The organism is Nostoc sp. LEGE 12454, assembly GCF_056620565.1.
This window is the reverse complement of sequence record NZ_JBWQXL010000011.1, coordinates 54435-68235: the sequence shown is the minus strand read 5'-3', so window position 1 is coordinate 68235 and position 13801 is coordinate 54435. Positions and strand designations below refer to the sequence as shown.

11 protein-coding genes are annotated in these 13801 nt (G+C 41.4%); 6 read left to right on the top strand and 5 right to left on the bottom strand.

What is annotated here, in order from left to right; translation table 11 throughout:
* Positions 1-157: 157 nt before the first annotated feature.
* From AC1F2U_RS14400 to AC1F2U_RS14385, 4 genes are all read left to right on the top strand, one after another.
* Positions 158-670 (top strand): inorganic diphosphatase, encoded by a 513-nt coding sequence (locus AC1F2U_RS14400; RefSeq protein ID WP_480261739.1) that lies wholly within the window; start codon positions 158-160, stop codon positions 668-670.
* Positions 671-784: 114 nt separating this feature from the next.
* On the top strand, positions 785-1168 hold the full coding sequence (gene panD / locus AC1F2U_RS14395) for an aspartate 1-decarboxylase (RefSeq protein WP_480261738.1): 384 nt from the start codon (positions 785-787) through the stop codon (positions 1166-1168).
* A gap of 11 nt (positions 1169-1179) precedes the next feature.
* On the top strand, positions 1180-2082 hold the full coding sequence (locus AC1F2U_RS14390; protein WP_480261737.1) for an MBL fold metallo-hydrolase: 903 nt from the start codon (positions 1180-1182) through the stop codon (positions 2080-2082).
* 48 nt (positions 2083-2130) lie between these two features.
* Positions 2131-2343 (top strand): hypothetical protein, encoded by a 213-nt coding sequence (locus tag AC1F2U_RS14385; RefSeq protein ID WP_480261736.1) that lies wholly within the window; start codon positions 2131-2133, stop codon positions 2341-2343.
* 10 nt (positions 2344-2353) lie between these two features.
* Here AC1F2U_RS14385 and AC1F2U_RS14380 read toward each other — a convergent pair whose 3' ends face one another.
* The 4 genes from AC1F2U_RS14380 to AC1F2U_RS14365 form a co-directional block, all read right to left on the bottom strand.
* On the bottom strand, positions 2354-2725 hold the full coding sequence (locus tag AC1F2U_RS14380; RefSeq protein ID WP_480261735.1) for a WD40 repeat domain-containing protein: 372 nt from the start codon (positions 2723-2725) through the stop codon (positions 2354-2356).
* A gap of 219 nt (positions 2726-2944) precedes the next feature.
* Positions 2945-4162 (bottom strand): HhoA/HhoB/HtrA family serine endopeptidase, encoded by a 1218-nt coding sequence (locus AC1F2U_RS14375; RefSeq protein ID WP_480261734.1) that lies wholly within the window; start codon positions 4160-4162, stop codon positions 2945-2947.
* A 267-nt stretch (positions 4163-4429) separates the two neighbouring features.
* Entirely contained in the window at positions 4430-5752 is a 1323-nt protein-coding gene (locus tag AC1F2U_RS14370; RefSeq protein WP_480261733.1) for a D-alanyl-D-alanine carboxypeptidase, read from the bottom strand.
* Positions 5753-6239: 487 nt separating this feature from the next.
* Complete coding sequence (locus tag AC1F2U_RS14365; protein ID WP_480261732.1) at positions 6240-7310, bottom strand: LOG family protein; 1071 nt, start codon at positions 7308-7310, stop codon at positions 6240-6242.
* Positions 7311-8064: 754 nt separating this feature from the next.
* Between AC1F2U_RS14365 and AC1F2U_RS14360 the strand changes: the two genes are divergently transcribed.
* Positions 8065-8895 carry a GNAT family N-acetyltransferase gene (locus AC1F2U_RS14360; protein ID WP_480261731.1) on the top strand — a complete coding sequence of 277 codons (831 nt, stop codon included), beginning with the start codon at positions 8065-8067 and terminating at the stop codon, positions 8893-8895.
* On the opposite strand, the gene AC1F2U_RS14355 is transcribed toward AC1F2U_RS14360, so the two are convergent.
* Positions 8869-11535 carry a bifunctional diguanylate cyclase/phosphodiesterase gene (locus tag AC1F2U_RS14355; protein ID WP_480261730.1) on the bottom strand — a complete coding sequence of 889 codons (2667 nt, stop codon included), beginning with the start codon at positions 11533-11535 and terminating at the stop codon, positions 8869-8871. The two genes, AC1F2U_RS14360 and AC1F2U_RS14355, sit on opposite strands and share 27 nt — an antisense overlap.
* Before the next feature lie 561 nt (positions 11536-12096).
* Between AC1F2U_RS14355 and AC1F2U_RS14350 the strand changes: the two genes are divergently transcribed.
* The gene (locus AC1F2U_RS14350; protein WP_480261729.1) at positions 12097-13752 is read left to right on the top strand and encodes a glycosyltransferase family 39 protein; all 1656 of its coding nucleotides are present in this window, start codon (positions 12097-12099) and stop codon (positions 13750-13752) included.
* Positions 13753-13801 lie beyond the last annotated feature (49 nt).

Sequence of the window (13801 nt, the reverse complement as noted above, 5' to 3'; positions counted from 1 at the left end):
ATTCAAGGGAATAGGTTACATCTGAAAGTTTCTTCCCCTGTGCGCTATGCCATAGAACAAATACCTTGGGAAGAGATCCATATTGCCCTAAAATTCTACACGGGGAGCGAAGCTGACTGAGTGCCCCCATGATTCACCGTTATCAGAGGAGTTTTTTGTGGACTTATCTCGTATTCCTGCCCAACCGAAACCTGGCCTAATCAACGTTCTGATTGAAATTACTGGCGGAAGTAAAAATAAATACGAATACGACAAGGAACTAGAAGCTTTTGCTCTAGACCGAGTACTTTACTCCTCGGTAAAATATCCTTATGACTACGGCTTTGTACCGAATACTTTGGCTGATGATGGCGATCCCCTAGATGGTATGGTCATAATTGACGAGCCGACCTTTCCCGGCTGTATTATTGCTGCGCGACCAATTGGCTTTTTAGAGATGATTGACGGTGGCGATCGCGATGAAAAAATCCTTTGTGTTCCTGACAAAGATCCGCGCTACACTCAGGTAAAATCCCTGAATGATGTAGCACCACACCGCTTAGAGGAAATTGCCGAATTTTTCCGTAGTTATAAAAATTTGGAAAAAAAGGTGACTGAAATTCTTGGTTGGCAAGATGTGGACAAGGTTGCAGCTTTAGTAGAAAAATCCATCAAAGCTTATAGAGGATAATAGAGGAGTTAGGAGTTAGGAGTTAAGAGTTATAAATTTTTATTCTTAACTCCTCACTTTAATCACTTTCGCTTGTTACGGTTCGCAAAAAACTGCCACCAAACCCAAACCAGAATGCAGCGTACTCTCCTTTTGGCAAAAATTCATAATTGCACCCTTACGGGGGCGAATATCAACTACGTGGGTAGTATCAGCATTGATGAAATCCTTTTGGAAAAAGCTGGTATCTTACCTTATGAGCAGGTGCAAGTAGTTAATAGTGCCAACGGTCAGCGCTTTATTACTTATGCGATCCCCGCTCCAGCCCATTCAGGAATCATTGAGCTAAATGGAGGTGCGGCACGTCTAGGCATTATTGGCGATCGCTTGATTATAATGACTTACGGGCAGTTCACTCCAGAAGAGTTAAAAAGTTACTCTCCTACGGTAGTCATTGTGGACGAAAAAAACAGGCTGTTGGAAGTGCGGCGCTACGATGACCTGCTCGCTAAGGTCTAATTTCAAGGAAAATGTCAAATTTTGAGTTGTCGGATTCCCAGAGCTACATACCTGAAAAGTCATCTACCCTGCCCAGTAGCCCAGCAGGTGAATTTATCGTGCAATTCTGGGGTGTCAGAGGTTTGATACCCACTCCTAGTAGCAACACCAATCGTTATGGTGGTAATACTGCTTGTGTAGAAATACATGTAGCTGGGAAACGCTTGATTTTTGATGGTGGTACTGGCTTACGCATACTGGGTAAAACTTGGCAAGAACTGCAACAGCCACTAGAAGCCCATTTATTTTTTACCAACTGCCAATCAAACCGAATTCAAGGATTTCCCTTTTTTGCTCCCGCATTTATTGGGGAAAATTGCTTCCATATTTACGGCACAGCTGCCTCAAATGGAGCTTCAATCAAACAATGTCTGTACGATCAGATGCTCCAGCCACACTTTCCTTACCCTTTACAGGTAATGCAGTCAGAATTGCAATTTTACAATCTGACTCCAGAAAGTGACGTGAAGTTAGATGATGTCACCATTACAACGGCATTAATTAATCAAACTCAGCGGTCAGTTGGCTACCGAGTTACTTGGCAAGAGTATAGTGTTGCCTACATCACGGATTTGCACGAGAATGCCGATCAAGTGGAGCGAGAGAGGATTTTAGAGTTTATTAAAGGCGTTGACTTACTGATTGCCAATGCTACTTACACTCCGCCGACATCTCACAACCATGATTCTGCTGATTTACTCTGGCAAGCTGCGGTGAATGCCGCTCTGAGTGCTGGTGTCAAACGGCTAGCTATTTCTCATCACCACCCAGATGACCATGATGATTTTCTCGATCGGGTTCAATTAGATATTAAATCTGCTTTTCCTCAAGCCATACTAGCCCATGAAGGTCTGGTATTAGTTGTTGGTAAGTGATTTAGACACGATCGAGTTTCTAAGAGCAGTTGATAGTCTAACTCGATCGTGAGTACTCTCGATCGAGTGCTGAAAGACGCTTTGCAACTTTCCCCTGAGCAGCAAGAAACGCCGATCAAGATTCTCCAAAACCGCCACCGCGAAAATCGTGGTGCAGAAATAGCGACGGATGCCCAACAAACGCTAGCTGATTTTCATACAGGTAAATTTCGGCATCAGCCAGTCCAAGATGTTATTTCAGCATTAGGCGGGATTAGCTAAGACAGATGCTTTAATGATTACGGCAACTTTCATTACTATGCCAAACTTTGATTAATATTTTTCCATCAGGAGTAAATGCTAAAGCACTGGAATCTCCTTGAAAACAGAAGACTTCCTCTCCTGTCCAAAAGTCATAGGTTCGAAGATTGCCATAGCTATCATTACTGATGATGCTTTTCCAGTCTGGATTTACCAAAGTATTAAAGTGACCATACCGATCTCCATGTAGTTCAAATGAATGGTTGGTATTCCCAGTAGTTAAATCCCAAACCTTGACAAAATTGTGAAAACAGCCTACCAAAAGAATTCCATCTGGGCTTAAGCTCAAGCTGTTTAAGTATTCTGAATGAGGTTCGTCAAAGGTATGAAGACATGGAAACATAAACAGACTCTAGAAAAGAGTTCAGTGATAATAAATTTTTTAAATTACATATTTGCGTGGAAAAGAAGCTAGAATCGGGAAATCTACCTCATTGGGCTGGTGCCGCTAGTAAACGAGGCGGAGCCTCACAGGGGGCATTCCCAGCCTCTGGCTGGGAACGAGAGAAAGCTTTTCTAGACTGTCTAATATGCTTAAGTTGACACCAATAACAGATGTGTTCTACGAAGCATTTTGTAACTCAGCTGTGCGTATTGAAAGCTGCTCTGTCTTATTACCTCGTTGCACTTTTACTTGTAATACTTGACCAAGGCGACTGTCTTCCACAACATTCTGCAATTGTTCAGCACTGGTAATTGCTTTACCATCAACTTGCAGAATTACATCCCCGCGCCGGATACCCGCAGATGCCGCAGGAGAATTGGGGACGACTCGCATAACAAAAACACCATTGATTTCTGGTATTTGAATAGGAGAGTTGGGATCGGTGTTATTTTGCTTGGCGAGATCGGGTGTCAAAGTTAGCATTTGCACGCCTAGATAAGGGTGAGCAACTTTGCCATCGCGTTGCAGTTGCGCGGCGATCGCTTTGGCTTTATCGATGGGAATTGCAAACCCAATACCCATTGCATCAGGGCGAATGGCTGTGTTAATACCAATTACTTCACCTTGACCATTCAATAGTGGCCCACCAGAGTTACCAGGGTTAATGGCGGCGTCTGTTTGAATGAAATCCAAACGTTTGTCACTAATACCGACTTGGGCGCTGGAACGTTTGAGGGTACTAACAATTCCCAAGGTAACGGTGTTATCAAATCCCAAAGGATTACCAACTGCGATCGCCCAGTCTCCTACTTGTACATTAGTGGAAGAACCCAAGGGGGCGACTGGTAAATCGTTACCAGCGTTAATCTTGACTACTGCCAAATCTGTGACTTCATCAATACCCTGAACTTTCCCTTCAAAGGTGCGCCCATCTTTGAGTCGGACTGTTACCTTATCAGCCTTATCGACCACATGAGCATTAGTCATAACTAACCCGCTCTTGTCAATAATAAAACCTGAGCCTAAACCGCGTAACTGCTCAGAAGGCGGCATTTGTTGGGAGAAACCATCACCAAAAAACCGACGGAAAAAGGGGTCTTCCATAAATGGATCGACGCGGCGAGTAATTGTTCGCTCGGTATCAATGCGGACAACTGCTGAACCAACACGATTTACTGCTGCTGTAACAAAGCTACTGCTACCGATCGCAGCAGTGGCTGGTGATTGCCGTTGAGCAATTAGATTTGAAGTATCAAGAGCAGTTCTTGTAGGTGCTGGTTCGGCTTGGGAGGGTAACACCTGCAATGTGCTAACCGCTAGCACAACTCCTAGCGCGATCGCTAAAACATGAGTACTTAGTTGACGTAGAGACCGAGATATTTTGGGAAATCGCATAATCACAACCTAATTTATAAGCCTAATTTTTGCTTAGTCGTGACAAATCTATTTACAGTTATTTTTACTTCAGGTTTCGCCTGCTTTTTCCACTCATGGGGTTAGGGCATTTTGCGAACTACATATAATCAACTTAATAGAAAATTTAACCCAAAAGCTATTATGGACATTTACCCTTTACAAGTTCGGTTTTTACCCATAAATAAAACTTTTGGATTGCTAATAAGATTAGTCCGCTCTCTCTTTTAACTCTAGACTATAGATGAACTAACTTTTGTATAAAATTTCATTCCGATTAGTTGCACCTAGCTGGGGTAAAGAGTTGATGGCTGAGTGGGGAGTGAGGTTAACAGGAACGGTGAGAGGTAGTTGTAATTGTTTAACAACACTTTGCAAAAGTTGGTCTTGTCCAGTCCGCAAACCCCAGACATTTGTCCCACGGTTGATAATAGCAAACCAAACCAAACCGCGATCGCGTGTGGGCATCACTCCCGCTAAAGCGCTCACATCCCGGAGAGTACCAGTTTTGATCACAGTCGCCAGGGGAATGTGTCTGGTGTGTAGTGTCCCCCGGTGATCGAATCCAGACATGGGAAACAAGTCAGCCAAATTCAGTTGATGGGCAGATGCTTCAGCTTGAATAGCCATAAACATGGCACAAACAGCCCTGGGGGAAATGCGATTTTCGGGGCCCAGTCCAGAACCATTGATTAACTGAATTTCTACTTGTGGCACTCTAGCAAGATTGGCAGCAGTTGATTGGACTACAGTTGCTCCTCCCACTGAATCTGCCAGCATCTCTGCCATATCGTTGTTACTATAAACGTTCATTTCCTTGAGTAGTTGCTTCAAGGGCAATGAGCGATGACGCAGTAATAAAGTTTGTTGGGGGTTTGGTTGTGCCTCAACTTTCACCGCACCTGCAATGAGAACTTGAGGCTTGGGCGTTCCCTTGGGCATGATTGAGTGTGTATAAATCGCAGGGCGTCCCCAAGTGGCACGATTTAGTGTTTGCTTGAGCATCAGACCGGCTAGCATCGGTTGACGTTGGAAATTCATGGCAAAACTGCCAGTAATAATCAAATTCCCCTTTACTTGCTTAATGCCCATTTTATTGAGAGTATTACCAAGAGCGATCGCTTCTTCCCAAACAAACAAAGGATCGCCACGGCCTGTAACCACCAAATCGCCCTGCACAACTCCATTTACCACTGGCCCAGTGACACTCACCAAAGTATCAAATTGGTAATCTGGCCCCCAAGTTTTCAAAGCAACTAGTGAAGTGGCAATTTTAGTTAAAGAAGCAGCCGGCAAAGGTGTTGTACCTTGGTGATTTGCCATCAGCATTGGTCCCGACTGCATCCAAATTCCCTGACTCTCAGCCAGATTTTGCGCCACCACTTTTGATGTAATGAGCTTTTTCAAATATTCCTGCACTGTAGTCGCCCCAGTTGGATTTGGATCGGGGGCAAGAACTAAGCCAGGGCTACTTTGCCAAGTTAGTGCATCTAAGGCATCTAGAGGTTTGATTTGTACCCCAGCCATTTCCAGCCAAAGCGACACCAAACCTGAACCCAATAATTCCAGCATTTTTTATTCCTCTGTTAGGATCTCAAGCGTTGTTTACTGTGCTAATATACAAGCTTTTTTACAAAAATCAGTATTGAGTCATAATAACTAGTGTTTTTCTCATCTGTAAGTAGGGTGAATCATATTGTTTTCGTGGCTTGCTTGGACAATGCCAAAATGCCCATTGCTCATGAAGATAGCCGCATGAATATAAAAATACTTTTGATCGGTGCAGATACTACGCCGTTGGCGTACTCTTGCAAAGAAGTAAGCTACGCGCAGCATGTCGCAGACAGCCTGAGAAGAAAAGACTTTACACTGCGCGCGATCGGTGACGTAATTCTATAACCTTGAAACAAGTAAAGGGAAAGTAATTCAAAATTCTCCCCCTTTTTTCCCTTAATAAACTAATCAGCATTTAAGTTGCATAATCAGGGCGGTTAAGATGTCCGCCCCACAAGATATTGAGAAAATTTTAATATGCAAATTTAGATGTGTTTTAGCTTACCTACTTTCTTTCTGGATGCGCTGCATCCTCTGGTGAAGGAGTACCCATCCGGTTAATTGTGGCAATCATCTGGTACAAGCGTCCCAAATCGCGTTGATTGAAGTATAAAATGAGGCGAGGTAGTCCAACAGTTTCATCTTGTGCTTCTTGAGGTAATGCCTGACTTTTTTCAATTCTTCCTTGAATAATAATGTCGCTAAAATCAGCATTAAGTTTTTCTAAAAGAGCGTCTGATATATCTGTCTTCAGGCGGATGACTAACTTATCGCTTACATAGCGGCTAGAATGATAAACCTGATAAAAACCGGTGATAGCATCACAAGCCACATCCAGATTATCTGTCACCGTATAAAGGCTGGGGTCTTCAGGATTGACAAGACCGTTTTGCACTAATTGCTTATCAATATATTCGCTCCAAGAGCGCCAGTAATCACCACCAGGGCGATCGATTAAAACTAAAGGTACTGGCCCAAATTTACCAGTTTGGCTTAATGTCATACATTCAAAGGCTTCATCTTGAGTACCAAAGCCTCCCGGAAACAAGGCTACAGCATCACTTTCTTTGAGAAGAAACAGCTTGCGGGTAAAGAAATATTTGAAGTTAATTAGCTTGGGATCGCCCTCTATAAAAGGGTTTGCTTGCTGTTCAAAGGGTAACTGAATATTTAATCCAAAGGAATTTTCTCGTCCAGCACCTTCATGACCCGCCTGCATGATTCCACCACCACCACCAGTCATCACCATAAAACCTAGTTGAGAAACAGCACGAGCAAACTCAAGGGCCATTTGGTATTCTGGCCTATCTGGCGCTAGACGAGCAGAACCAAAGATAGTGATTTTGCGAACGTGTCGGTAATTATAAAAAAGCTGGAAACCGCGCTCCATATCTGCTAATGCAGCGGATAATATTTTCCAATCGAGACGCTCAATTTCGTTATCAGCTAGACGAACAATAGTAGTAAGTGCTTGCTGAATAAATTGCCGATTTTTTAATGTCGGTAAACGAACGATCAATTCAGCGATATCCGCCTGTAAAGACTCTAATGTGTCAAACGACGCAGATGAGGTCATGAGAACTGCCGCAACAATGGCACTATATTTTACGTGAACTACTCACACTCTAGCAAGCGGGAATAGCTCTATGATGTGCAGTTAGCAAATTCATAACTGGTTTTGAAGCTGGAAATTCTAAAAATCTTTTTGATAAAGCTTGTTGCGAATACTTAAACTTTTGAACACCATAGCAACTTCTCTCGGCCGACCAATTGACATAACTCCCTCACTGAGGGTAATGCTCGTCACAATATATAGCAGATTTCAAGGAAAGTGAGGTATACAAACTAAGTCTGTTACCTAAATATAAAGCGTGTTTTACTCCTGAATTCAGAATTCTGCTGTATATCAGGGTTTGTGTAAAATGCTATGACTTACATCTATAGCGTATATCAAAAGAAAATTTTGTATCTTATTGCCAGATTTTTTGGGAATTAATGCCCATAATAAAAGCACTCTAACCCTAATCTAAGAAAGTAAATAAAGCTCTCTAGACCACAATATCGTTCAGCGAAACCTAAAATCCTTGGTACAGAGGCGAAATTGGACTGAGTACGAGACGCTGCGCGATCGCGATCGCCCCGCTATGCTAACGCGTCTTTACAGGTCAAAAATCAGTACAAAAAATCCTTAACCGAAGGGTATTGCTCTAAAGGATCTTTTGTCGAAAACTGTCTCAATTACACTTCGACACATTAATGCATAATGTGACCTGTTTGTATAGTGCCTAAATCCTAGTAGAATAATTTCGCAAATCTAAGTAGGAAGATAGATGGAAGTTTCTGGACGCAACATCGATTACCCACTGAATCCTCCTCCCCCTCTTGAAGATTTTCCCGTCCTTCAAACTGAAAAATATACCCTACGGCTGGCCTCAACTGAAGAAGAATTAGAATCAATTTTTCGGTTGCGCTTTGAAGTTTTTAATCTTGAACTAGGTTTGGGATTTTCTGCTTCTAACTTTACTCAGATGGATATAGATAAGTTTGATGCGGTTTGCCATCATTTAATTTTAATCTCTAAACATACAGGTAAAACGATTGGAACTTATCGGATGCAAACCTATATAATGGCTTCTCAAAGACTAGGATTTGATGCTACCGATATATTTAATCTTAATGGAATTCCCAATTCTGTGCTTCAGGTATCAGTGGAAGTTGGGCGTGCATGTATAGCTAAAGAATATCGCAATAGTCAGACACTTTTACTACTCTGGGAAGGTCTGGCAAATTATCTCATCTGGAGTAAAAACCAATATTTCTTTGGCTGTGCATCATTACTCACACAATGTCCTGGGCAAGCTAGTTGCGCTTATGATTATTTTCGGCAGAATAACTTGATACATCCAAGTATTTTGGTTTACCCAAATTCACAATTTTGTTTAGAACTGACTCAAAATTGTCCAGATTCATCTAATGTTGAGATTCCGAAAATTTTGCAGGCATACTTGAATATTGGAGCTAAAATATGCAGCCTTCCTGCTATCGATCGGCAGTTTAAAACTATTGATTTTTTAACTATATCTAATATTGCAGACTTTGCCAGATGGCGTTATCCAAATCCTCTCAAAAAAGCCTTACCACTGAGAATTTTTCACGATTAATGCCACTGCTGCTGCCTTCTCTAACGGACGCGAGAAAAAATATCCTTGTCCATATTCACAGTTCAACTTTTTCAGAAATGCTAGCTGCTCTTTTGTCTCTACTCCTTCGGCGGTAACATCCATACCTAATTTGTGTGCCAATGTGATAATTATCTCAATAATTTCTAAATTTTTGCCATTCGCATCTATCGGGCTGACAAAGGAACGGTCAATTTTCAACACACTAATCGGAAAGCTATGGAGACGGCTTAATGAAGAGTAGCCTGTACCGAAATCATCAATTGATAACTTAATACCCATCTTCCGAAGTTCTGAGAGTGCGATATTTGCCTCATCGCCATTTTCCATAATTACACTTTCAGTAATTTCTAACATAAGACTGCTAGCATCAAGACCAGTCGAGTGCAAAATTTCCCCAATCTGTTCAATTAAATCCCGTTGAGAAAATTGCTTGACTGAGAGATTAACGCTGATTTTCTCTAACGAGTTTGTTGGATGGCTCACCTGCCAGCTTTGCATCTGGCGGCACGCCTCATATAGTGTCCAGTAGCCAACCTCGACAATCATTCCGGTTTCTTCTACTAGGGGGATAAAATCTGTAGGAGAAATCAAACCACGCTCTGGATGCTGCCAGCGCAGCAGAGCCTCAAAACCTGAAAGTCTGCCATTAGCGAGAGAAATAATCGGTTGGTAATAAAGCTGAAACTCATGGCGTTCTATCGCTCGCCGTAGATCGTTCTCTAACTGCAATCTGACCAGAGCTTTAGTATACATTTCTTGGTTGAAGAGTTCATAGCGGGCTTTGCCCAACGCCTTGGCTCGGTACATAGCTGTATCAGCGTCCCTTAGCAAGTTTTCTGGTTGGTCATAGTCTATTGTCGAACTCAGAGCGATGCCAATACTTGCCGTTGTAAATACTTCTTGTCCGTCAAGCTCAACGGGTAATGTCAGTTCTTGTTGAATTCGTTCAGCTACTTTGATGGCTTCTGACACATTCTGGATTTCGTCAAGCAGGATTGTAAATTCGTCTCCCCCAAGCCGTGCAGCTATATCCATAGAGCGTATGCATACTTCTAATCTATTTGCAATAGCAATTAGAAATTGGTCTCCTTTTAGATGTCCGAGACTGTCATTGATTACCTTAAACCGATCCAGGTCGAGAAATAGTACAGCAAATAAATAATTCTTCTGTCGCTTGGCTCGCTGGAGTGTGTGTTTTAAGCTCTCCATAAAGAAAGCTCGGTTTGGTAGACCTGTCAGTGCATCGTGAAATGCATTATGTCGTAACTGTTCTTCTACCTGCTTACGCTCGTTAATCTCAGCTTCTAATTGCCTGTTAGCCTCTAAGAGTCCAGCAAATGAATCTTGTAATTGAGTAGCCATTTGATTATGAGCCTGAGCAAGAACTCTTAGTTCGTTGATACCTTCTACTTTAACGGTTTGGTCTAACTTCCCATTAGCGATTTTCTTTGAGGCAAAGCTCAAACAGAGAATTGGTTGAGTAATCCAATGAGAAGTAATCACTCCTATGCCTGTAGCCAAGATCAACGCTCCTAAACACAGCAACATAGTGGTTCGGGTGTTAGCTTCGATATGCTCCATAAAGTCGGCTTCTGAAATCACCACGATAATCACCCAATCTAGCCCACAGTCGGCTGTAAAGGGCATTAATTGTACGAATTGCCGCTTGCCATCAATTTCAAATTCTAGCTGCTGACTATGGGAAATGTTTTTAAAGTTACCAAATTGTGACTGCAAATACTGTATTGTCAGATGAGTAATCCGATCGCTGCTAGCGATCGCTCTGAGCCGTTTGGATGTCTTTTTTCCTCCCTCATAACTCAGGATAAAAGGTTCCTCCGCGCTTGAAGTTGCTACCAACTCTCCAGAATGCTCGACAATAAATGTCTTTCCTGAGCGACCAATCTTTAAACTGTGCAAAAACTCACTCAGTTGTGAGAGAGATAACGTTGCATTAGTCACTCCAAGCAAAGTACCTGTCTGGTCATAAAGAGGTTGGGTTGCACTGAACGCTAGACCTGATGAAGAGAAATATGAATAAATTTCTGTGCAAGTAGTTTTACCTGCTTTTACAGCATTTTTATACCAGGGACGAGTGCGAGGATCGAAAGTTTGGTTAACTTGAAGTAACTTGACAATATTACCTTGATTATCTGTAGTGTAAGTATAGTAATTATTACCCGTTGATCGATCTTTTTTGCGGATGACTAGTGAACCATCGTGAAGGCGATCGACCGAATGAATTTCTCCTTGTGTACTTGCAAAAGCGATCGGTCTTAAAAGCTTGAATAACTGCATTTGATGCCATAAATGGCGTTCTAAACTTTTTGCATCTTTTAAACTTAACTGACCAATATGGATAGCATTGGCGTTAATCTGAGTGACGAGTTGGGGAATCTCTATGTAATTGGTGACATGTTGATGAATCCGAGTTGTAACTTCATTCCGCAGCTGAGTAGCAACCTCATTAACAGCTTTCTGACCATTTTTTAAAGATAAGAACGCTGTTAAGCCTACAGCAACAGAGATTTGCACGACGAAAGGTACTACAAGGGCTACACGGAGTGGCACTCTCAATAACCCTTTGGGAATCGAACGCAAGAAATTCTGCTGTCGCATCTGCGCGATCTTAGCCTCCGATAGCTTAAAAGCAAAAGTTTATCTTCTTGGCAAAGGAGTATTATCAATCTGCTGATACAGCTACTTTAAACTGCTACCTCAAATTCCGATCGGTTAATAATACTAAGTGGCGTAGTCCGCCGCAGGCATCGCTCGTTCTACACCCCATCCTGTGCTGGAGGCAAAAACAATCCTTTATTCGCCGTTAGGAGAATTGAGAACTATAATCCGCAAAGCGATCGCTCAATACACGGTAGCTATGGAGTCACCTGACCACAGATGCGGCTATACCTAGTCTATTTTATATTCCATTGATATTTCGGTTTCAAAACCAAATCCAGTTTTGCGGGATTTGATACAACCTTGCCCATTTATTTTTGTAGTTAATAAAGCAGAGGTGTTAATTGCCAATCCTCCCAATCAAATTCAAGTTTGGTTGGCGATGTTTAACAAATAGGCTTTGCTTGAAGTCTTGGTTATGTCTACGACAGGCGTAGCTGCGACACCTCATACAGCCCAATTAATTAGATGATTTGAGAAAACTTTTTAGGAAACCCACTTATGCGCCATCTCAAATTTGCTCCGAGTTGGTTGCGATTTTTAACTATCTTCTTATTGACGATGGGTATATTGTTTCGCTTTTCTAATCTTGATGGTAAAGTTTACTGGCATGATGAGACTTTCACTTCATTACGGATTTCTGGTTATACGGCAAATGAAGCTAAACAGCAACTTTTTAATAATCGTGTGATTGGCAAAGAAAGTTTTGCCCAGTTTCAAGGTGTAAATCCAGAAAAAAGCTTAAATGATACAATTATGTCTTTGGCAAAACAAGATTCTCAACATCCACCGTTATATTACATAGTAGCCAGATTGTGGACGGAAATCTTTGGTAATTCAGTGACGGCGATTAGAAGTTTATCAGCCTGCATTAGTTTGCTGGTTTTCCCTTGTGTTTATTGGCTATGTCGAGAATTATTTAATGCGCCATTATCGGTTCCTGGTGTTGCGATCGCACTCATGGCTATCTCTCCAATTCACCTAGTATACGCCCAAGAAGCACAAGAATATATTCTTTGGTTAGTCACCATTTTACTATCCAGTGCGTCTCTGCTGCGAGCCATACGGCTAGAAGATGAGCTAACAGAAGAACGACAAAAACCAGATTTATTCGCTATCTGGAGCCTTTATGCAGTCACTTTAGCCATTAGTCTTTATACATTTATTTGGAGTGCATTTGTAGCAGTTGCTCATGGAATTTATGTAATGATAACTGCAAAATTTCAGTTTACTGAAACTGTAAGAACTTATCTGCTAGCATCACTAGTAGGTTTTTTAGCTTTCATGCCTTGGATAACAGTTGTAATTGGTGATTTTTTTCAATTTTTGATTTCCGCAGACAAAACAACAACACAGTCCGATTTAATACCTATATTTCCATTTTTGTCAATGCAGTTAAGCCGGATTTTTTTTGATATAGACCTTAGTTCAGAAAATTCTCTAGGCTATTTAATTGCACTAAGCTTTTTGATTTTGATAGGATATTCAATTTATTTTATTTGTCGAGCAACTAACTATAAAGTCTGGTCTTTTCTCATCACATTAATTGTAGTACCAGCATTACCCATAATACTGCCAGATTTAATTGCTGGGAGTATACAATCGTCTATCGAACCATATTTAATCCCATCTTATTTAGGAATCCAAGTAGCTGTTGCTTATCTACTAGCTACGCAACTATATAATGGGAGCGGATCGCGTCGAAACTTTTGGCACATAATCATGGTATTAGTGATTATTTGTGGTTTGATTTCTGCTAAGGTGAGTTCACAGGCAGAAACTTGGTGGAATAAGGGTATGAATTATGGCAATCCCCAAGTTGCCCAAATCATTAATCAGAGTAATCGTCCACTTTTGATTAGTGATGCTTTGGGTAATAATTATGGTAATGTCTTTTCTTTAAGCTATCTTTTGGAACCAAAAGTGCGATTTCTGTTATTGAATAATCAAAAAATTCCTAAAATTCCTGATGGGTTTACTGATGTGTTTTTACTTAATCCTTCAGAGGCTTGGGGTAAAATAATAGAAAAAAAGTATAAATTCAAGACAGATATTGTTTATAGTGATAACTATTATTCAATTTGGAAATTCGCTAAAACTCGTAATTTGCGCCGACGTAATATCTCATCTAATAATCATTTATCTGCCGAGCTATGAATTAAGCAAACAATTCTTCCATAGCTGCCAACTTTTGAAAAGTTCCTTC